The organism is Neobacillus thermocopriae (assembly GCF_010975035.1).
GTDB lineage: Bacteria > Bacillota > Bacilli > Bacillales > Cytobacillaceae > Neobacillus > Neobacillus thermocopriae.
On record NZ_JAAIUV010000016.1, the window covers coordinates 1 to 19,277 of the forward strand.

Below are 19,277 nucleotides of genomic sequence, written 5' to 3' on the forward strand. Positions count from 1 at the left end.
AGCAAGCTTCTATTGGTCCGCTCGACTTGCATGTATTAGGCACGCCGCCAGCGTTCGTCCTGAGCCAGGATCAAACTCTCCAAAAAAAGTTGATTAGCTCATAAAATTAACGTTGGCTTCGTTTCGAACGAAACGAATGTTGTGATTATTGACGTTTTTGGTTGTTTAGTTTTCAAAGAACAATCACTTTGCTATCAAAAGCGACTTTTTAAATATATCATCAACTGACTTTCTTGTCAACTGTTTTTTTAAGTTGTTAATTCGTCAGCAGCGACGTTTATTAATATACCAAGGTCGAATTGGAAAGTCAACCTTTTAATTAAAAAAACTGAAAAAAATTCTAGTTAGGGTTTAACCTTTTTCTCCCCCTCTTTCCTTTTCTCATATATTTTAAACATTCATGGGGGCTAGCAACCCTCCTAAATAAATTAAATAAAATCTTATATCTTTCTTCCATGGCTCTTTTTACAAGTTGATCAATACGTTCATCTCTTAAATCAAACAAAATTTCATCCATTTCTCGTTTAATAAGGTACTCCATTTCTTTAGCCTCTTGGTCGTTAATTAAAAATCCAAGCATAAGTAACCTCCAGCAAAATATATGTTAATGTAGTTTTTTCCAATTTGTGAAATTTTATAATTCAAATCATTCATCATAATTTTTTTAAGCCAAGCATATGTTTGAGACAGGAATGTATGGACGAGGTGGGATCAATGAAATTCTTTTATGTTGTAAATGGGAAGGCATTAAAAAGTATTACTTTAATTTTAATTGCAGCCTTTTTTACAGCTTGGTTCCTCTTTATTGAAAACATTGCACAAATACCTGTTTTTTCAACAAGAGAAGGACCAAAAGCAATTTATCGAGGTGAAAAAGATCTGGCACTAACATTTAATATCGGATGGGGTGATGAAAAGGCTGAGCCTATTTTAGATACTTTAAAAAAAGAAAATGTAAAATCCGCTACATTCTTTCTCTCGGGTTCTTGGGCTGAGAGACATCCAGATATTGTTGAGCGAATTGTTAAAGATGGATATGAGATTGGCCTTCTAGGGTATAACTATGAAGACTATTCTGAGTTAGAAGATAATAAAATTAGGAAGGATATTTTACAAGCTCAAGAAGCACTTAAAAAATTAAATGTAAAAAATATTAAGCTATTGCGTGCACCGACCGGCCATTTTGATGAAAGAACATTAAAAATAGCCAACCAATATGGGTATACAGTAGTACATTGGCGTATTGATTCAAAAGATTGGCAAAATCCAGGTGTAAAAACAATTGTAGAAAATGTTAGCAAAGCGGAAAAAGGAGATATTGTTCTGCTTCATGCATCTGACTCGGCCAAACAAACAGCAGAAGCATTGCCTCAAATTATTGATAACATTCAACAAAAAGGATTAAAACTCGTAACCGTTTCTGAACTCATTGCAAACAGTGAAGTAAAAACAAAAGAGATAAATTAAAAAAGCGAAAGCGCCCTGTTTAGCGGCGTATGACCTCCTCCCAAAAGCTGTCACTTTCGGTCGTGCGATGTTTATGCTATCGGAGCCTTCCTTGTGGTGGTCTCCAACTAAGATATAGGAAACACGATGAGCTTCAACTACTCTCTGTTCATAAGGTAGACAACAAAGTCTCTCACAACTTGAATGTGCAAGATGATTTTCAAAGCTGATAAAATCGTTTTTTCTTATAACAAAAACCGTCCGATAATTAAATGGACGGTTTTTTGTTTAATTTACGAGGTTTTTTTCCCTTATGACCGGAATGTTGAACACGCTTCTGCCTTTCTTCCTGAGATTTTTCATTTAATTTGGGAAGAATTAAAAGTTGGTAAGCATTGCAAGCCAGTAAAGCTGCGAGCATTAAATAAAGCCAATGTGTTGAGTTTTCTCGCAGAACAGGAACCCATTCCACAATTGTAACAACAATCATAAAAAATAAAGCAGGAATAAAGGCTTGTCGATTGGTTTGTTTCACTTTCAACCATGCAGTAATAATCCCTACAAACAACAGGATAAAGGCAGGGAATAAATAAGTCAGAACACTTTCCCCTGATTCAGCAAAATTTTCATATCGCAAATAAACTAAATCAAAAAGGGCAAATAAAATAAGAACGACTTGAACACCATTCCATAATGAAGGCGATTTAAAAATTCCTAATCCAAATCGATGGATGGTTAAATAAGAAAAAAAGCCCATTTGACTGATAACACTAATTAAAAACCCCATAAATATTAGCCATACGATGGCAGAAATCATATCAAGAAGTTGAAATTCAACAAAATACTGCTGTAATTCACTCCAGCGAACAATTAATCCTACAATCGCTGTAGTGAGCCCGCCAACTAAGGATGTGGTCAAAAACAGTTTTACCCAATTGCGGCTTGTCACACTATAAACCTCCAAAGCAAGATTAAATACCATTATGATTGTACCAATCCCTATATAAAAAATCTATAAAATGAAGGAACTACGAATAATCTTTATGAAATTTCTTCATCATAACATTAAGGATTTATATCTGAAAGGAGCTTAAACATGAATGGAAAAAGAACGGCGCTCCTCCTATCCGCCCTACTTTTATTAGCAAGTTGTGCTCCTGCGGAGTCAGGAAATGGAGGGCAAGTTGATTATGAACAAACTAAAAAAATGGTAGTCGATATTCTTAAGACCGATGATGGGAAGAAAGCAATCAAAGAAGTTATGTCTGATGATAAAATGAAGGAAAGTTTAGTTATGGACCAACAGGTTGTCGCCACAACTATTGAACAAACGCTTACTTCTGATAAAGCAACAGAGTTTTGGAAAAAAGCTTTTAGTGACCCCAAATTTGCTAAAAGCGTTGCTAAAAATATGAAAGAAGAAAATGAAAAGCTATTAAAAGAATTAATGAATGACCCTGAATATCGAGGAATGATGATTGAAGTATTTAAAGAACCTGAAATTCAGAAGGAACTGACAGATGCTTTAAAAAGTAAGGAATATCGCGAACATCTGCAAAAGGTAATAACCGAGACTGTTGATAGTCCGCTTTTTAAAGCAAAAATTGAGGAACTACTTTTAAAAGCTGCCTCAGAAGCATCTAAAAATGAGAAAGAGAAAAAAGAAGGTGAAGAACAAGAAAGCTAAAGCAGTTACTCCTTCACCCTGTTATGTGGAAAATATGCATAAAAAACCTCTTCCTAAATGGAAGAGGTTTTTTCGTTATTTTTTTAAACGTCCGACTACTTTTTCTGCAATATCTAAATATAATTTCCCAAGTGGATGATCTTCTTGATAAACAGATGGTGCAAAGTCTTCATCATTCCAGTCTGGTTGGTTCAGTGGTAGACGTCCAAGGACTTCAGTATTTAGTTCTTCGGCAAGCTTATCTCCACCGCCGCGGCCAAATACATATTCCTTTTCTCCAGTTAATTTACTTTCAAAGTATGCCATATTTTCAATAACGCCCAATACTTCGTGATCTGTTTTCACAGCCATGGCGCCTGCACGAGCAGCTACGAAAGCAGCTGTTGGATGAGGAGTTGTTACAATAATTTCCTTACATGACGGCAACATACTGTGAACATCCAGAGCAATATCGCCTGTTCCTGGCGGTAAGTCTAAAAGTAAATAATCGATTTCGCCCCATTCGACTTCATGAAAGAAGCTGTTTAGCATTTTTCCTAACATAGGACCACGCCAAATGATTGGGGAATTATCTTCAACAAAAAAGCCCATAGAGATTACTTGAACACCAAAGCGCTCCACAGGAATAATCTTTTCGCCACGAACAACGGGACGTTTCGTAATTCCCATCATATCTGGTACACTAAAACCATAAATATCTGCATCAATCAAACCGACCTTTTTACCAAGTCGTGCCAATGCAACAGCAAGGTTTACCGATACAGTTGATTTTCCTACTCCTCCTTTTCCGCTGGCAATCGCTATGAAGGTTGTGTTTTTAGAGTTCAGAAGATTTTCCTCCTTTTCAGGCTCCGCATGCCGATGCGCTGCTAGAACCTCATCTGAGAGTTGAGAAAATCGAATACCGACAGTTGTCGCCCCAGCCTCCTTTAATAAATTGACAATTTGAGTTTGCAACTGTAGCTGTTCACTTGTCCCAGTCCGAGCAATTCCTATTTTTACACTGACATGATTCTTTTCTTCTTTTATCTTAATTTCTTCTATTGCATCTAATTCAGCTAACGATTTATGTAAAAATGGCTCTTTAAGACTTCCGAGAATCTCACGTACACTGCTTTCTGTTAACATTGCAAAAACACCTCGCCTCATTGAATTCGTTTCCATATTTAAGTATACCATAAGTCGGCATAGATACAGTTATTTGAATCACACCAAAATCATCGACGTACCTTCCTAGAAAACGGAGAACCATTCGATGTTGGCCTGATCGTATAGAAGAGTAAAAGCGATTATTGATAATGATTTGTACTAGACCCTTTTTTTAAAGTCAAAATAAAATTTCTTCCCCTAAAAAAATGGAAGGCACTACTACCTTCCATCCTTTAATCGGTTTCTTTTAATTCCTTTTCATTTGTAAAATATCGCAAAATCCCTTTATAAATGGAGGCTGCAACTTTTTCCTGATACTCTTTCTTTTTCAAATTTTCTCTTTCCGTAGGATTAGACAAAAAACCAACCTCTACCAATACCCCTGGCTTTTTCGCATGTTTTAAAATGTAAACTTCATTAATCGGTTTAGCTTTCCGATGAGTGTTCTCAAGATTTTTTCTTAATTCATCTTGGATAAATTTAGCCGCTCGAGCATTTTCCTTATGATGAGGGGCATAAAATGTTTGAGCTCCACTCCAGCGTGAGGAAGGAATGGCATTTAAATGAATGCTAACAAAAAAATCGTTTTCTTTATTATTAATCATTTGCAGCCTCTTTTTTAAATCTTCCACTTTTCTTCTGCTATAGCCTCTTGTATCAGGATCAGCCAAATCCGTATCCGTTTCCCTTGTCATCACCACAAGAGCACCTTGTTCTTGCAAATAATCTCTAACCATTAAAGTAATAGATAAGGCGATGTCTTTTTCAAGCGTTTTACCAGAACCCGCTCCGCCGTCGGGTCCGCCATGCCCTGCATCCAATAAAATAATTTTTCCTGACAATGGAAGATTCCAGGATTCCCAAGAGTCATTTTCAGTAAAGTCATATTGCAAAATCAGAAATAATACCAACAAACCAGCCGAAAATAAGATGATTTTTAATCTGCTATTTAACACCCCAAATCATTCCTTCCCGCTCGTCCCTGTTCAATAAACTATATGGGACAAGGAAAATTTTTAGAACAGAAAGAAATGAATGAGGAGATAGACAATTATCTCATGTCAACCTTATTTTAGTTAATGAAGACGAAGCTTGTATCGTCGATAGCCTTTTTCATATCCTTCTCTCCACCAAACTTGAACATATTGTTCACAAAGATAATACAAGGATTCACTCATAACCCCTTCCTCCCCATTGCCCCAATATAATAAAAAATTGAATAACGTATCCACTAAATGCTTTTCTTCTTTATAACAGCGCATACGAACGGACTCTATATCTTCCCCATAATAGCCAAATTTGCTAAACTTTGCCCCTAACAAATAAGCTTCAAGGGCAACATCATAACAAGCTTCTTCCATTCCTGTATTGATAATGAAAGCGGAAGAGATTCTTGTTGAACCAAAATACTGTTTTACCCGTTCTTTCAATGTCTGGATTGATAAATCCCGTAGAACAGATCGTTCGTATTTAATTTGCTTTTCACGTCTTTTCTCTTTAAAGGTTGTTATCACAGTCACTTTCTTTCACCTCTTAGGACTATTCTTTATCCCCCATTGATAAGAAATACAAAGACCAAATGGTTTTCAATTGCCAATTTTTATCCCCTACTATTTCTTTCAATGAAAAAAACATAATTATTCCAGATTAGGTAAAGATAAAATAAAAGGTTTAATGGCGGTGATGGAAATGAGGTGGCTTTTTAAGCAACAAAAAAAAGAGGGAAAAAAAGCGGAAACAGAACAATACCTAAAGAAATCTCAAGATTATACACAAGTATCCTATATAAATCAGGTAACAAACAAAAAATTTACGATATCTTTTATTACAACACTAATTGATGAGAGTATTCTCCAGAATGATGCTCTTCCATTTTTGTTGGAAAAACCGCTCGAAAACATTGAGGATGTAAAAAAAATCGTTGCTATTGCGGATGTACAAATTAGCAACGATGAAAGTGAGATTGAACAAAAATTATTTAACGGCTATGTATTAGTAACCCTAGAATCAGATAATTCCAACTTTGCTTTTTTAGCCGCCCAAAAAGAGATCGTCCGAAACATTACAACACCTGAGATAGAATTTAGTGTTATCGGACCAAAGGAAGCATTTGTAGAGTCCCTTGATCAAAACATTAATCTTCTTCGAAAACGGCTTCCTGTAAAAGAGCTTATAAAAAAAGAAGTAACACTTGGTACCATATCAAAAACAAAAGTCGCCATTTTATATCTTGAAAATATCGCAAATCCTGAGAATGTTCAAACCTTGATGGAACGAATCAAAAATGTAGAATTCGATGCCATTACCGATAGTTCTTATATTGTTCAGCTCATCTCAGATAATAAAAACTCTCCGTTTCCACAACTTTTAGATACGGAGCGACCAGATCGAGTAGCTGCTGTACTGGCAGAGGGGAAAATTGCGATTATTGTGGATGGATCTCCACATGCTTTAATTACCCCTACCACATTGGTTGAATTTTTTAGTTCTTTTGAGGACTATTTCCTTAACTGGATTTTATCGTCCTTTTTTCGCTTAATTAGGCTTTTTGCCGTTGCATTTTCCATATTAATTACGCCGATTTATGTGGCCACATTATCTTATCATTACGAGTTAATCCCAAAGGATTTATTAAATACTCTGGTGACCTCACGTCGGGAAATACCGCTACCACCTATTTTAGAAGCCCTTTTTCTTGAGCTCACAATTGAATTGCTGCGGGAAGCAGGGGCTCGCTTACCCACAAAAGTCGGCCAGACCATTGGTATCGTTGGAGGGATCGTAATTGGTACCGCTTCCGTAGAAGCGGGGCTAACCAGTAATGTCCTCTTAATTATTGTTGCTTTAGCAGCACTAGCGTCATTTACCACACCTGTCTATAAAATGGGTAATGCTATTCGTTTATTGCGCTTTCCCTTTTTGCTTTTTGCCGAACTTTGGGGGCTTTTGGGAATATTAATTTGTTTTAGTTTTTTACTCACTCACTTGATTAGGCTAACTTCACTCAATCGTCCATTTTTAGAGCCATTATTTCCACCAAGAGTGACGGATATGAAGGATGCGCTTATTAGGCTCCCATTTAATAAGCAATCTCGAAGGCCACAATTTATGAGGACAAAGTTCCCTTTTCGTCATACATCAGGTACTAACAATCAAAACAAAGATATAGACGAATAGTTTACGGAGGAATAAACATGGAACAATTAGTGCCTGAAAAAGGAAAAATTTCACCCTTTTTAGTATTTTTTCTACTCCATACCATGCAAGTAGGGATTGGAGTACTTGGATTTCAGAGAATTATTGCAAAATATGCAGGGTATGATGCATGGATTTCCGTTTTGGTTACGGGTTTGAGTATCCATATTATTCTTTGGATGATGTATAAAATAGGTGAAACCACTAACGGAGACATGTTATCAGCCCATACATTTGTGTTTGGAAAAAAACTTGGCAAAATATTGACTTTCCCATTTATATTTTATTTCACCCTTGTGGCTGTCACTATACTTAGAACTTTTATAGAGGTAATACAAGTATGGATGTTTCCTGACCTTAATACCTTTTGGTATTCTCTTGCTTATTGTATCTTGGCCATTTATATCATTTTTGGAGGCTTTAGAACCGTAGCAGGTATTGCCTTTTTTGGGGTTATTCTCCCACTTTATTTAAATTTTATCTTTTTATTCACTTTACCTTATACGGATTTTAAAAACTTATTACCCATTTTTGATCATTCTGTAAAAGACTTATTAATGTCCGGATATAAAATGTCATTAACCTATCTTGGTTATGAAATTTTGTTATTTCTTTATCCTTATATTAAAGATCCACAACGTTCAAAAAAATGGGCCCATCTTGGTATCTTATATACTACTTTTTTGTATACATTAATCACCATTATTACCTTTGCCTATTTTTCAGAAGGTCAACTTCAAAAACATGTTTGGCCTACGCTAACGATGTGGAAAGCGGTACATATGCCGTTTGTGGAAAGATTTGAGTATATAGGAATTGCCAATTGGAATATTATCATTCTTCCTAACTTTTGCATTGCACTATGGTGTGCCAGTCGCCTTTTAAAAAGAGTGGTACATTTAAAACAAAAAAAGGGGATCCTCCTCATTTCCTTTGCCTGTCTGATTGCCATTAATTTTTTTAAAACACGTGAACAAATTAATAAATTAGGTGATTATACCGGTCTAATTGCGTTTTTTTTAAATTTCGGATACATCCCTTTTCTCTTTTGTCTAGTCTTACTTGTTAAAAAGGTGAAAAAGAAATGAAAAAAGTCCAATTATGGAGCTTAATAATCATCATGATTTTTGCTACAGGGTGTGTAGAAAAGGAAATATTAGATGATGTAAATCTAGAAACCGCAGCGGGTTATGATTACATTGACAAAAAAGTGCGCGGGTCTGCTTTGGTACCCGTTTTTTTACCCGATAAGACCGTCCACAATACTGTCTTTACTGCTTCATCCAATTTAAGTAGAGATTTTTTAAGGGATATACAGAGACAGTCCTCTGATCCCATTGTAACAGGGAGTCTTGAAGTTGTTCTTTTTGGTGAAAAAATGGCTAAAAAAGGAATCGTTGATATCATCGATGCCTTCCAGCGCGATGCCAGTATTGGAACAGATATTTATCTTGCTGTAACAGAAGGACCATCGAAAAAAATACTGGAAGGAAACTATAGCAAAAGAGGGAATGCCATTTTTATATCCAATCTTATCCGCCAGAACATCGAAACGAAAGATGTACCAAAAACTAATCTTCACCTTTTTTTATCTTCCTATTATCAAAAGGGTAAAACCGCTTATCTCCCTACGATTAGGAGTATTGGAAAAAACAAAATTGAAATTAGTGGCATTAGCCTTTTTAAAGGGGATCGAGTTGTTGATACGTTACCCGCTAAACAAATGTTTTTTTTCAAACTCCTAGTGGATAACTATAGTAAAGGGACTTTTAAAGTAGATATGAAAACAGAAAAAGCCGCCGTAGAAAGCATTCGGTCAAAATTTAAAATGCGGCTGGTTTCCAGGAAACCGTTAACTGTAGGAATAAACATTAAAATTCGAGCCATTTTAATTGAGTACTCGGGTGCAAAAGTAACAACAAAGGAAATTAAAGAAATAGAAAAGTCACTTAATGAAACTATTGAGAGAGAATGTACCAAACTAATAAAAAGGTTTCAAGAAAAAGGGATTGACCCTGTTGGATTGGGACACTTTGTCAAAAGTAGAACAAGAAAATTTGACTTTAAAACATGGGAACAAACAGGCTATTCAAACTTAAAAGTAAACGTCAAATCAGATGTAATGATTACGGAATCCGGAGTTATTGAATAAGAAAAAAGAGGCTGTATATCTGACTCCATACGAAAGTAGCCCAGATTATACAGCCTCAGAAGAAATCATGATCCTAAATGCATAGAAGATTGACATGATTTCTGATGATTAGTAACTCCTACGCATAGGAATATGTTTGGAATGAGGTTTTGTCGAAGTTTTAGGAAGTGTTATACCTGTAAACCCAAAAATGACGGTAATTAACGGTGAAACTAAGCAAAAGAATGCATATGGTGCAAATTCAACCACTGAGACCCCAAGAACTGTAGCTAGAAATACACCACAGACACTCCATGGTACAAGGGGATTAACCACTGTTCCCGCATCCTCAAGAACCCTTGAAAGATGCTTTGGTTTCAAACCAGCCTTTTTAAAATGCTCCTTAAAAGTATTACCAGGTAACAAAATAGAAAGGTACTGTTCCCCCAAAATGAAATTAACCGCAATGGCCATACTAGCTGTTGAGCAAATTAACACCGAAACTCGAGATAACAAATTTTGCACAACCGATAGTAACGATGGAATAATGCCAAGCCTAAAGAGAAGCCCTCCCATACTAAGTGCAAGTAAAATGACTGATATGCTAAACATCATACTTTCCATGCCGCCCCTTGATAGCATAGAGTCAATTTCCTTAATGCCAGTTTCCGATTTATAACCGGAATAAAGCAGCTCCAACACACTATTTACATCTACTCCACTATTGATCCACAAGGAAAGGATAAGGGCAGATAAGGTTCCGGCAGACAAAGTAGCTATTGCTGGCACTTTTTTGAGAGCCAGGACAGCAAGAATGACTATTGGAATGAGTGAGTACCAGTGAACAAGATTCAAATTTTGTAATCCTTCTTTTACGATGGCCACTTGATGGATACTTTGATCCGTATTATCCGGAGAAAGAATTAAATATAGAATAAATGAAAGAATAAACGCTGGAATGGTCGTCCAAGCCATATTTTTTATATGCTCAAATAAATCTGCACCCGCTACACTCGATGCAAGATTCGTTGTATCTGATAATGGCGACATCTTATCTCCAAAAAAGGCTCCTGATACCACTGCCCCGGCTGTAATGACTGGAGATATATCTAGTGCACTGCTTGCACTGACGAAAGCAACACCTAATGTTGCTGCCGTAGTAAGGGAACTACCAATACTTAACCCGATAATGGCCGTTACCGTAAAAACAATGGCATAGTAAAATTTCCCCGATACTAACTCAACCGCTAAATAGATAAATGTCGGAATAGTCCCGCTTGCCATCCAGCTACTGATGAGCATTCCTATAAAAAAGAAAATCATGACAGCATTAATCCCCGACTTGGCACCTTCCGCCATCGCACCTTCTAACTCTTTAAAGCTTACTCTTTTAACTGTTCCATATAATAGTAGAAGTACAATCCCAGCCATAATAGCAATATGTGGAATTACTTTCATGCTAATGATTAAGTATCCAATCATCCCGATTAATAGAGCCGTTATACATGCTGCTTCAATCGGGTGAATGTTTAGTACCTTTTGTGATTGAATCATTCTTTTCCCCCCTTAATATAGAAAAGCGAAAGCCCCCTGCTTAGCGGCATATGACATGGAGGGCTCCAACTGAGATAAAGATTCAAGAAGAACCGAAGGCGATTCGATGTTGACTTATCGTAGGGCGAAGACCAAAGGGCATTAACCGCTAGAGGGCTGGAGCATAAGCTAAGGCTTTCGTTCAAAAGAAGCCATTCTTACGCTGGTCATTCTCAAACTAAAAATTTACATTCGTAAATCACAAAAAAACCCTTCGTCGTTAGGGACGAAAGGTTTTCCGCGGTACCACCCTAATTGGCAAGAATAACTCCCTGCCCTCTTTCAAAACATACCCGTTTAACACAGCTGTATTTCAATAATGCCATCGCCCGGATTCTCAGCATCCATCCGGTCTCTATTAGCTGCTAATGACATTTTTACTTTTACTGTAGGTATCTATTCACTTTTTTACTAAAACGCTTTTAAGCGTTAAAGCGTGTGTGTATTAATTATACATGATTACTGTTTGTTAGTCAAAAATTTTTTTAGAATATGTAGGGAAGAAATATAGATTGATACAAAATTAAAACTACAATGATTGTTACTCTTATCCTATAAAAATAGCTCTTTCCCCAAAGGGAAAAGAGCCCTGAAACATATCCTAATTATTATTTCAACAACTGGGGTGCACGACAAATGACTTTGCAACTGACTTGTAACCAAATGTTTAAAAAACAAATTTACGAATTTCATATTTAGCCTATTCATATCTTAACGCATCAATTGGTTCCATTTTTGCGGCTTTATTGGCTGGCATGATTCCAAAAATAATTCCGAGAATAATGGAGAACAAAATTGCGCCAATAATAACCTCAATCGAAACAAGTGGTGGCCATTTCGCAATAAAGGAAACGAAATATGCACCTGCAGCACCAAAGGTAATTCCAATCGTTCCTCCAAAAAGAGTAAGCATCATGGACTCAATTAAAAATTGAAGTAAAATATTACCCCGTGTAGCTCCAAGTGCTTTCCGAATACCTATTTCTCTCGTTCTTTCCGTTACGGAAACAAGCATGATATTCATAACCCCTACTCCGCCAACCAGTAAGGAAATACTCGCTATCCCACCAATAATCATAGTCATGATTTTCGTAATCCCCGCCATACTCTTTTGTAGTTCTTCAAGGTTCAAAACCTCATACTTTCCTTCCAACTCTGGTGATTTGGCATCGTTTAACATTTTAGCTGCTTTGGTACCAGCAAGTTCAAGTTGGCTAATATCTTTCACTTGTAAAGTAACGCTTTGAATATCATCCGTCCCATATAATACAGGCCATAGGGTTAACGGCATAATTATTTCTGGAGTGCTTAATCCAAACAGTCCACCTGCCGATTTATAAACACCGATCACTTCAAAAGGCTGTCCTTTAATTTCAAGAATCTGACCAATGACTTTACTATCTTTAAATAATTCCTGTGCTGCCCCGTCATTGATCATAATTACATTATTTGATTGAGAAAAATCAGCCTCATTCAGCTTTCTTCCCCTTTTCATTTCAATAGAATTTACAGCAAAAAATTCATCGGTCACACCCAAAACTTGTGTACTTATCGATTGTTCATTTACCATTAACATCTCCATTGAACTATTTGTCGTTATGACATGTTTAACCTCAGGAATTTTTCTTAGTTGGAAAATGTTATCCTCTGTAAAAACAGGAAGCTCATCGGTTATCATTGCAAACGGATCGTCTGAATCGGGAATGAAGTTAATTTCAATGGTATTATTACCTGAAGCAGCAAATTGAGATTTTAACGCTGCCTCGCCTCCTTGACCTATGGCCACTATGGTAACAATACTCCCTACTCCAATAATGATTCCTAACATCGTTAAGGCTGATCGTAATTTATGGGCAAGAATCGATGAGAGAGCAAATTTTATACTTTCCATCCAACTCATGTGAATACCCTCTTCATATCAGAAGTTATTCTACCGTCTCTGAGTAAAATGCAGCGTGGGGTGTAAGCCGCCACCTCTTCCTCATGTGTTACCATAATAATGGTTGTACCTTCCTTATTCAGCTGAGTAAAAATATTCATGATTTGCTCTCCTGACTTTGAATCAAGTGCCCCAGTCGGTTCATCCGCTAAAATAAATGATGGATTTGTTGCAATAGCTCGGGCGATTGCAACACGTTGCTTTTGTCCACCTGAAAGTTGATTAGGTAAATGATCCATTCTATCTGCAAGCCCTACTTTAGCCAATACTTCCTGCGCACGTTTCCGCCTTTCTTTTTTACTAATACCCCCATAGATGAGTGGCAATTCCACATTCTCCAATGCGTTCAATCTAGGAAGTAAATGAAAATGTTGAAATACAAATCCAATGAATTGATTACGTATCATCGATAGCTTTTTTTCGTTAGATTCTAATATATTGAATCCATTTAATACATACTCCCCTGATGTAGGTCGATCAATACATCCTATAATATTCATTAATGTTGATTTGCCAGACCCAGATGGGCCCATAATCGAAACAAATTCGCCCCTATTAATCTCAATATTAATATCGTGAAGTACTGGAACATCAAGGTCCCCTTGAATGTACGACTTAAAAATATTCTTTAGACTTATCATTCCTTAATTCACTTCCATTCCGTCGGATAACTGATCGGATGGATTTTTGACTACTTTGTCACCAACTTTTAGGCCTGTAAGGATTTCAGTCCATTTACCATCTTCTATTCCGGTTGTTACTTGTTGTTTTCGTAGTTTATTCTCATCTAAGACATAGACAAACTGAGAATCCCCATCCTCTTTAATACAACTACGAGGAATGGACATTCTAGTCTTTGCCGATTGAATCACTTGTATCGTTACATGATAACCAGGTGACAATCCTTCCTGGGAATCCAGCACCCCTTTAAAATTATAGTAAGAAATATTTTGTGATCCATCTGCACCAACAGCACTTTGAACTAGTTCTTGTGCTAGTGGATATTCACTGACTTCTATAATTTTCCCCGTCCAAGTTTTATCTGCAACAGCCTTCGAAGTAACTTTTATAGGCTGATTCGGTAGTATTTGTGCCTTTTGTAATTCGCTTAATTGTCCTTGTATTTGATACGGCTCTTTTGAAACAATTTGCACGATCGGGTTACCTTGTCCCTCCATAGTGCTAGAAAGACTTTGTTTATCATCTTTCGCCACTTTCTGAACAATACCTGCAGTATTGCTGTAAACAATTAAATTATTTTGTTTCTTATGTAACTGTTCTTCTTGTAATTTGAATTTTTCTTTTTCCAACTCCATGCTTTCCTTCTCAAACTCTAAGTCTTTTAATTGTGCTTCTAAATTCTTAGTTGTTTCTTTAAGTTGCGCATTAAGCTCAGCATTTTGGTTGTTTTTTTCAGCTTCCTTTGCTTTTTTTATCTCTTTTCTTAAAGAGTTCATTTTTTCATTTACTTGTTCATAGCGCATTTGACTTGTTTTCTTGTCAATCTCTAACTGCTTCATTTCAAAAGATAGTTCCGAATCATCATAAGAAAAAAGTTTTTGACCCTTCGTGATTTCCTGCCCTTCTTGAACAAAAATCTCCACTACTTTCCCTTTTGTTGGGTCTGGATAAATAGTTTCAATAGCTCCTGGAACCACTTTTCCAGCGATTAACTTCGTGGTATTCATCTCTTTTTCTATCACACTGACAAAACTTAATTCATTAGCTTTAGCTGGCTTTTTTTGTAATAACACGATATTCAGAGCAGCCACTATGACGATAATTGTGATTATCCCAAAGATAATCCACTTCTTCCTTGATGTCGTTTGGTATTTTACCTCCATACACGTTATCCCCTTTGTTTAAAGTACTCAAGTTTTATAATCACAAAAAATTACAATAATTTACAATATTATAATATTATTACAAAAATATTACTGTCAATAAATCCAATTAAATTAAAATATTAGGTACAAATACAAAAAGTGGAATAATGAGGATATTTAAAACATCAATAGGCATTTTGAATGAAATAAGATAGTTTTAAATTACTATTGTAAAAAGACAAGTTTGAGAAAATTGGGTAAAAATGATTATTTTGTAATTTTTTGTATAATTCTGTATTGGAAAATTTTTTTTGCTTGTTATTATTTAACTATCGGCAGCCAAAAAAAGGAAAAAATTCTGATGCTTGAAAGGAGGTGAATATGATGGCAAACCGTCTAAATGTAATTAAGGTTCCTGTATTACTTACAGCAACTGCAATTATTATGCTTGGTTACTTTGCTTTATTAGGAACCCTTCCAATCGCTGATCTTGCGAAAGAATTTGGCGTACCTTCCGCAGTAGGAAGTGTTGTTGCTTGGTACTTAGATCTGGGTGCTGCTGCAAGTATCATTATTGGATTACTTACAGGTTTCCTTTCCGGTGGATTAGGGCTAATTGCCGCAGCGGGAAGAGAGACTTTAAAGGCCTTCCTATTAGCTGAATTAAGAAATAGAGGTACTAAAGCCTTTGTAGCTTGGTAAAAAAGTTTGAAGGTGAAATGACATTCATTTCACCTTCTACTATGTAAATCTTCAAATCGGAGTGTTTTTATGTTTCCACATATGATTCCCCTCTTACAATTATTTTTAACAATGAGATTAGAAAAAGATTTTTCTGCCATTGTCAAAAAAATTCCATACATTAAAAGAATCAGTTTGATCCTAATAATTAAAAATCTAATTTTTACATTTCTTTCTATTGTGGCAGTTTATTTTTTCTATCATAAATATCTTTTTTATATGGTTGAATATCGCGATATCATTGTCCTTTTTATTCTATTATTATTGTTATTTATTTCATTACTAAACGGGGTATTGGCTTATAAAAGAACACATTTTCCCATTTACGGAGACCTTTTATCTCTTTCACCATTAAATAATAAAGAGATCTTTTTCCTGCTAATAGCGGAAGAGATGATCTGGCTTATTTTTCAAAATGTTGGGTTTCTACTATCCATACTGATCTTCCTTTATTGGTTAATGTCCATATCTATTTTTTCTTTTCTTTTATTTTCTATTGTCATCATTTTATCAATGGCCTTCATGTTTACACTCGGAAATATCTGTTGGGGCCGCTATCAAATTTATAAGATTCAAAAGAAAATTGGTTTTATTCGTTTTATGATTTATCTACTCAATGCTTGTTTATTTATGTCTTTTGGATTTTTGATTAGTCATACATTGGCCTTTATCATTAAAACTTTTAGAGCCCATTTCCATTATTTTGATCAACTTATGAACGATCAGTTTTATGAATCACTCTTAGGCATATTTAAAAATGAGTTTATTTTATTTATCTTCCAACTTATTAACAAGATATATCAATTCTCTATTTATACGTTTATCACATCATTTATCAAATCAGAAAATGTCTTTTCTTATATATTGGGAATCGTTATAATCATATTTTTGCTTTACTTATTAAAGTACTTTACACCTATATATGGGGATAACCAATTCATAAAAAAATCATTATTTCATCATGATTATTTATATATTTATACGAAAATCGTTAACAAAGTGTTTAATAGAAATCACAATGCCATCTTTCATAAGGAACTGATTATCCTTAATAAGAGTCGATGGATTATTTCACCTGGGGTTTTTTCCATCATTTTTTATACCTTTGAATCTTTCTTTTATTTAGGAGTATTACTCGGAATTGGAGTAAACATGACCAATGATCCAATGTTTATTGCACTACTGCTACTTTTCAATGCAATGATTATGATCATGCACTGTTATGATATTGTTAGTGAATTCCCTCAGATCTTTTTCTTAAGTTCTGAAGGAAAGAATATTGAATTTATTCGTTCCTCACCCATAGGTATTCAACAATTATTCGAAGCAAAAATAAGATTGCTTCATGCCGTATTGACGATTCCTATGGTCATTAGTTTTTCATTTTCTTGTTTTCTTTTACTGTATACCAAAAATTTTAATTTACTTACTATCATTCTCTTAATCAGTATTTTATTGATCATGTATTTCATTTCACCGATGATTCAACTATATATGGCACCCTATTATGCCAAATTTAATTTTGATGATATTCAAGAAGTGGGCAGTACATATGAAGAAAAGGAATTACATATTCGTTCTCAAAGTGTCCCGAGGTATATTATCTTAATCCCTGCATTGATTTTTAGTTTTTTAAATATTTTCTTTCCTTTTTATCAATACATTCCTTTTATTCATATCATATACTTTGTAGCTATTTTTTTACCTGCACTCATTTATCTAATTGTATCCAAAAAGATAATTAACAAAGGTTTGTACAAGCTGGAAAGGAGAATATTTTGAAACTTGTTACTCGATTAATGAAAAGCTGGGGACATTTATATGTTTTATTCTTTCTCATATTTCTTTTAGGAGTTGTTTCGGGCGTATTTTTTCACCCTGAAGATAACCATCATTTTCAACCTGTTAGCGCAAATTACATGGATATTTTTATCAATAATCTTAAGGTAGGATTGCTATTAATATTTGGTGGACTAATGTCTGGCGGGGTTATTCCGATCCTTGTGATCGGATCGAATGGATACATTATTGGTCATGTTATTCATATTGCTCTTACTGAACATACGATTACTCTATTATTTACTGGATTATTACCACATATGTTTGTTGAGCTGGTTGCCTTGATATCATGTGCGGTAGTCGGTAGCTTTTCTGGAAGTTTCATGTTCAATTATTTTCGTAATAAAGTGCCAAAAAATTTTTTTCGATTGACTTTATCTGATGGGCTAACTCTATTCTTTATTGCTTTCTTTTTATTATTTTTAGCAAGTTTAATAGAGGATTTCATAAGTCATGTAAAACTTTAGGAGGGAATGAAAATGAACTTGTGGTTAAATCCAACCAACTTTTTTTCACAGGATAAAGAGGCTATTACGAATAGAAGTATCATATTAAAAAATATTATGATCCTTATTGTTGGTATGTTCTTTGTTACATGCATTCTGTATCAACTGATTCCAGATGTAAATAATAGTAATTTGTTTTTAACTTTTGCGTTTATTACTGCTCTATCAGTCCCATTCTATCTAATATTTAATTTTTTTCTTTCCCTGGTTTATTTATTAGTATTAATCTTTTTTCACCCTTCCTTAAAGATTAGTAAATTTTATACACTAATATTAACGTATAATACTTTAAATTTTCTTTTTAGTTCCATTGGTGTAAACTTACTCTTTTATTACGAGAATACTTTAACACAAATATTCATTATTTGTATTTCCCTTCTTATTAACATATGGAGCCTTCGCATATTATTTGCCGGGCTTATAAATTTTATCGGTTTTTCAAAGAAAGTAAGTATAGTTTTTTGCACAACACTTTTTTTATTAAATTTACTCATATTAATAGGAGGAAATTTCCTAAATGTCTAGTAATACCATATTAAGGCTAGAAAATATTTCATTCGGATATTCTAAAGAAGAAAATATTCTTAAGAACATTCATTTTAAATTTAATGCTGGGGAAATTAGTGTAATAAAAGGGAATAATGGTGCTGGTAAATCTACCTTGCTAAAAGTATTATCCGGGTTAGTGGAATTTGATGGTGAGCTTTTTCTAAAAGAAGAGAAAGTTTTCGATTTAAAGGAATATAAAAAAAGGATTGCTTACATTCCAGATTCTCCTTTATTATATAACATTCTAACTGGGCGAGAGAATTTAAAGTTAATAGAAAATTTATGGTTAGTCAAAGATCATTCGGGCTATTGGGATCGTATTTACATATGGGCTGAGAAACTCCATATGATAGATGCACTTGATAAACCAGTGGACGAATATTCACTTGGTATGCGTAATAAACTTTTTTTTATCGGAAATTTGGCTAGGAATCCAGAAATTGTTTTCCTCGATGAACCTTTTTCTTCATGGGACCAGGAATCCTTGAAAAACGTGATCCTTATGCTTAAAGAATATGTTACCGTTTCGGAACGTGCAATCATTATGGTTACACATTCAGAAAGTCTAATTCATCATCTTGGAGACAAAGTTATTCTACTAAAAAATAATACGTTAAATAAATCTAAACCATTTATTCCACTAAAAAAAGAAAGGTCGATTCAGTAATGAAATACT

General features: G+C 34.9%; 18 protein-coding genes and 1 rRNA gene. 9 read left to right on the top strand and 10 right to left on the bottom strand.

The genetic code is table 11. The features are described from left to right. Both G4Z05_RS10735 and G4Z05_RS10740 read right to left on the bottom strand, forming a co-directional pair. Nucleotides 1–86 (bottom strand): 16S ribosomal RNA (locus G4Z05_RS10735); the annotation flags it as partial. A gap of 254 nt (nucleotides 87–340) precedes the next feature. Further along, the gene (locus G4Z05_RS10740) at nucleotides 341–580 is read right to left on the bottom strand and encodes a hypothetical protein (RefSeq protein WP_038538593.1); all 240 of its coding nucleotides are present in this window, start codon (nucleotides 578–580) and stop codon (nucleotides 341–343) included. A gap of 134 nt (nucleotides 581–714) precedes the next feature. On the opposite strand from G4Z05_RS10740, the gene pdaB reads away from it, so the two are divergent. Then, nucleotides 715–1,467: a polysaccharide deacetylase family sporulation protein PdaB gene (gene pdaB, locus G4Z05_RS10745; RefSeq protein ID WP_038538590.1), complete on the top strand. Its 753-nt coding sequence runs from the start codon at nucleotides 715–717 to the stop codon at nucleotides 1,465–1,467. 247 nt (nucleotides 1,468–1,714) lie between these two features. On the opposite strand, the gene G4Z05_RS10750 is transcribed toward pdaB, so the two are convergent. Then, nucleotides 1,715–2,395 (bottom strand): KinB-signaling pathway activation protein, encoded by a 681-nt coding sequence (locus tag G4Z05_RS10750; protein ID WP_038538587.1) that lies wholly within the window; start codon nucleotides 2,393–2,395, stop codon nucleotides 1,715–1,717. Between the two features lie 147 nt (nucleotides 2,396–2,542). Between G4Z05_RS10750 and gerD the strand changes: the two genes are divergently transcribed. After that, nucleotides 2,543–3,133: a spore germination lipoprotein GerD gene (gene gerD, locus G4Z05_RS10755; protein WP_038538584.1), complete on the top strand. Its 591-nt coding sequence runs from the start codon at nucleotides 2,543–2,545 to the stop codon at nucleotides 3,131–3,133. A gap of 75 nt (nucleotides 3,134–3,208) precedes the next feature. Here the strand turns inward: gerD and G4Z05_RS10760 are convergent, their stop codons facing one another. From G4Z05_RS10760 to G4Z05_RS10770, 3 genes are all read right to left on the bottom strand, one after another. Continuing rightward, the gene (locus tag G4Z05_RS10760) at nucleotides 3,209–4,261 is read right to left on the bottom strand and encodes an Mrp/NBP35 family ATP-binding protein (RefSeq protein ID WP_038538582.1); all 1,053 of its coding nucleotides are present in this window, start codon (nucleotides 4,259–4,261) and stop codon (nucleotides 3,209–3,211) included. 254 nt (nucleotides 4,262–4,515) lie between these two features. Beyond that, complete coding sequence (gene cwlD, locus G4Z05_RS10765) at nucleotides 4,516–5,238, bottom strand: N-acetylmuramoyl-L-alanine amidase CwlD (protein WP_038538579.1); 723 nt, start codon at nucleotides 5,236–5,238, stop codon at nucleotides 4,516–4,518. Between the two features lie 120 nt (nucleotides 5,239–5,358). Next, on the bottom strand, nucleotides 5,359–5,802 hold the full coding sequence (locus tag G4Z05_RS10770) for a YbaK family protein (protein WP_038538577.1): 444 nt from the start codon (nucleotides 5,800–5,802) through the stop codon (nucleotides 5,359–5,361). Between the two features lie 169 nt (nucleotides 5,803–5,971). Between G4Z05_RS10770 and G4Z05_RS10775 the strand changes: the two genes are divergently transcribed. From G4Z05_RS10775 to G4Z05_RS10785, 3 genes are read left to right on the top strand one after another with little or no spacing between them, the layout of a single operon-like run. Continuing rightward, nucleotides 5,972–7,459, top strand: coding sequence for a spore germination protein (locus G4Z05_RS10775; RefSeq protein ID WP_163251933.1), 1,488 nt, complete (start codon nucleotides 5,972–5,974; stop codon nucleotides 7,457–7,459). Between the two features lie 17 nt (nucleotides 7,460–7,476). Further along, nucleotides 7,477–8,565 carry a GerAB/ArcD/ProY family transporter gene (locus G4Z05_RS10780; RefSeq protein ID WP_163251934.1) on the top strand — a complete coding sequence of 363 codons (1,089 nt, stop codon included), beginning with the start codon at nucleotides 7,477–7,479 and terminating at the stop codon, nucleotides 8,563–8,565. Then, nucleotides 8,562–9,629 carry a Ger(x)C family spore germination protein gene (locus G4Z05_RS10785; protein ID WP_038538569.1) on the top strand — a complete coding sequence of 356 codons (1,068 nt, stop codon included), beginning with the start codon at nucleotides 8,562–8,564 and terminating at the stop codon, nucleotides 9,627–9,629. Before G4Z05_RS10780 ends, G4Z05_RS10785 begins: the two co-directional genes overlap by 4 nt. A 108-nt stretch (nucleotides 9,630–9,737) precedes the next feature. Here the strand turns inward: G4Z05_RS10785 and nhaC are convergent, their stop codons facing one another. The 4 genes from nhaC to G4Z05_RS10805 form a co-directional block, all read right to left on the bottom strand. Next, a complete protein-coding gene (gene nhaC, locus G4Z05_RS10790) occupies nucleotides 9,738–11,162 on the bottom strand; it encodes a Na+/H+ antiporter NhaC (RefSeq protein WP_051968244.1) in 1,425 nt (474 codons plus the stop codon). Nucleotides 11,163–11,901: 739 nt separating this feature from the next. Further along, the gene (locus G4Z05_RS10795; RefSeq protein ID WP_038538565.1) at nucleotides 11,902–13,101 is read right to left on the bottom strand and encodes an ABC transporter permease; all 1,200 of its coding nucleotides are present in this window, start codon (nucleotides 13,099–13,101) and stop codon (nucleotides 11,902–11,904) included. Further along, nucleotides 13,098–13,781 carry an ABC transporter ATP-binding protein gene (locus G4Z05_RS10800; RefSeq protein WP_038538563.1) on the bottom strand — a complete coding sequence of 228 codons (684 nt, stop codon included), beginning with the start codon at nucleotides 13,779–13,781 and terminating at the stop codon, nucleotides 13,098–13,100. The genes G4Z05_RS10795 and G4Z05_RS10800 overlap by 4 nt, the downstream gene beginning before the upstream one ends. A 3-nt stretch (nucleotides 13,782–13,784) precedes the next feature. After that, nucleotides 13,785–14,984 (bottom strand): efflux RND transporter periplasmic adaptor subunit, encoded by a 1,200-nt coding sequence (locus tag G4Z05_RS10805; RefSeq protein WP_163251935.1) that lies wholly within the window; start codon nucleotides 14,982–14,984, stop codon nucleotides 13,785–13,787. A gap of 366 nt (nucleotides 14,985–15,350) precedes the next feature. Between G4Z05_RS10805 and G4Z05_RS10810 the strand changes: the two genes are divergently transcribed. The 4 genes from G4Z05_RS10810 to G4Z05_RS10825 all read left to right on the top strand — a co-directional run bounded on the left by G4Z05_RS10810 (nucleotide 15,351) and on the right by G4Z05_RS10825 (nucleotide 19,268). Continuing rightward, nucleotides 15,351–15,668 carry an uberolysin/carnocyclin family circular bacteriocin gene (locus G4Z05_RS10810; protein WP_163251936.1) on the top strand — a complete coding sequence of 106 codons (318 nt, stop codon included), beginning with the start codon at nucleotides 15,351–15,353 and terminating at the stop codon, nucleotides 15,666–15,668. A gap of 69 nt (nucleotides 15,669–15,737) precedes the next feature. Next, entirely contained in the window at nucleotides 15,738–17,489 is a 1,752-nt protein-coding gene (locus G4Z05_RS10815; protein WP_163251937.1) for a hypothetical protein, read from the top strand. Further along, a complete protein-coding gene (locus G4Z05_RS10820; protein WP_163251938.1) occupies nucleotides 17,486–18,013 on the top strand; it encodes a stage II sporulation protein M in 528 nt (175 codons plus the stop codon). The genes G4Z05_RS10815 and G4Z05_RS10820 overlap by 4 nt, the downstream gene beginning before the upstream one ends. A 556-nt stretch (nucleotides 18,014–18,569) precedes the next feature. Then, entirely contained in the window at nucleotides 18,570–19,268 is a 699-nt protein-coding gene (locus tag G4Z05_RS10825) for an ATP-binding cassette domain-containing protein (protein WP_163251939.1), read from the top strand. Nucleotides 19,269–19,277 lie beyond the last annotated feature (9 nt).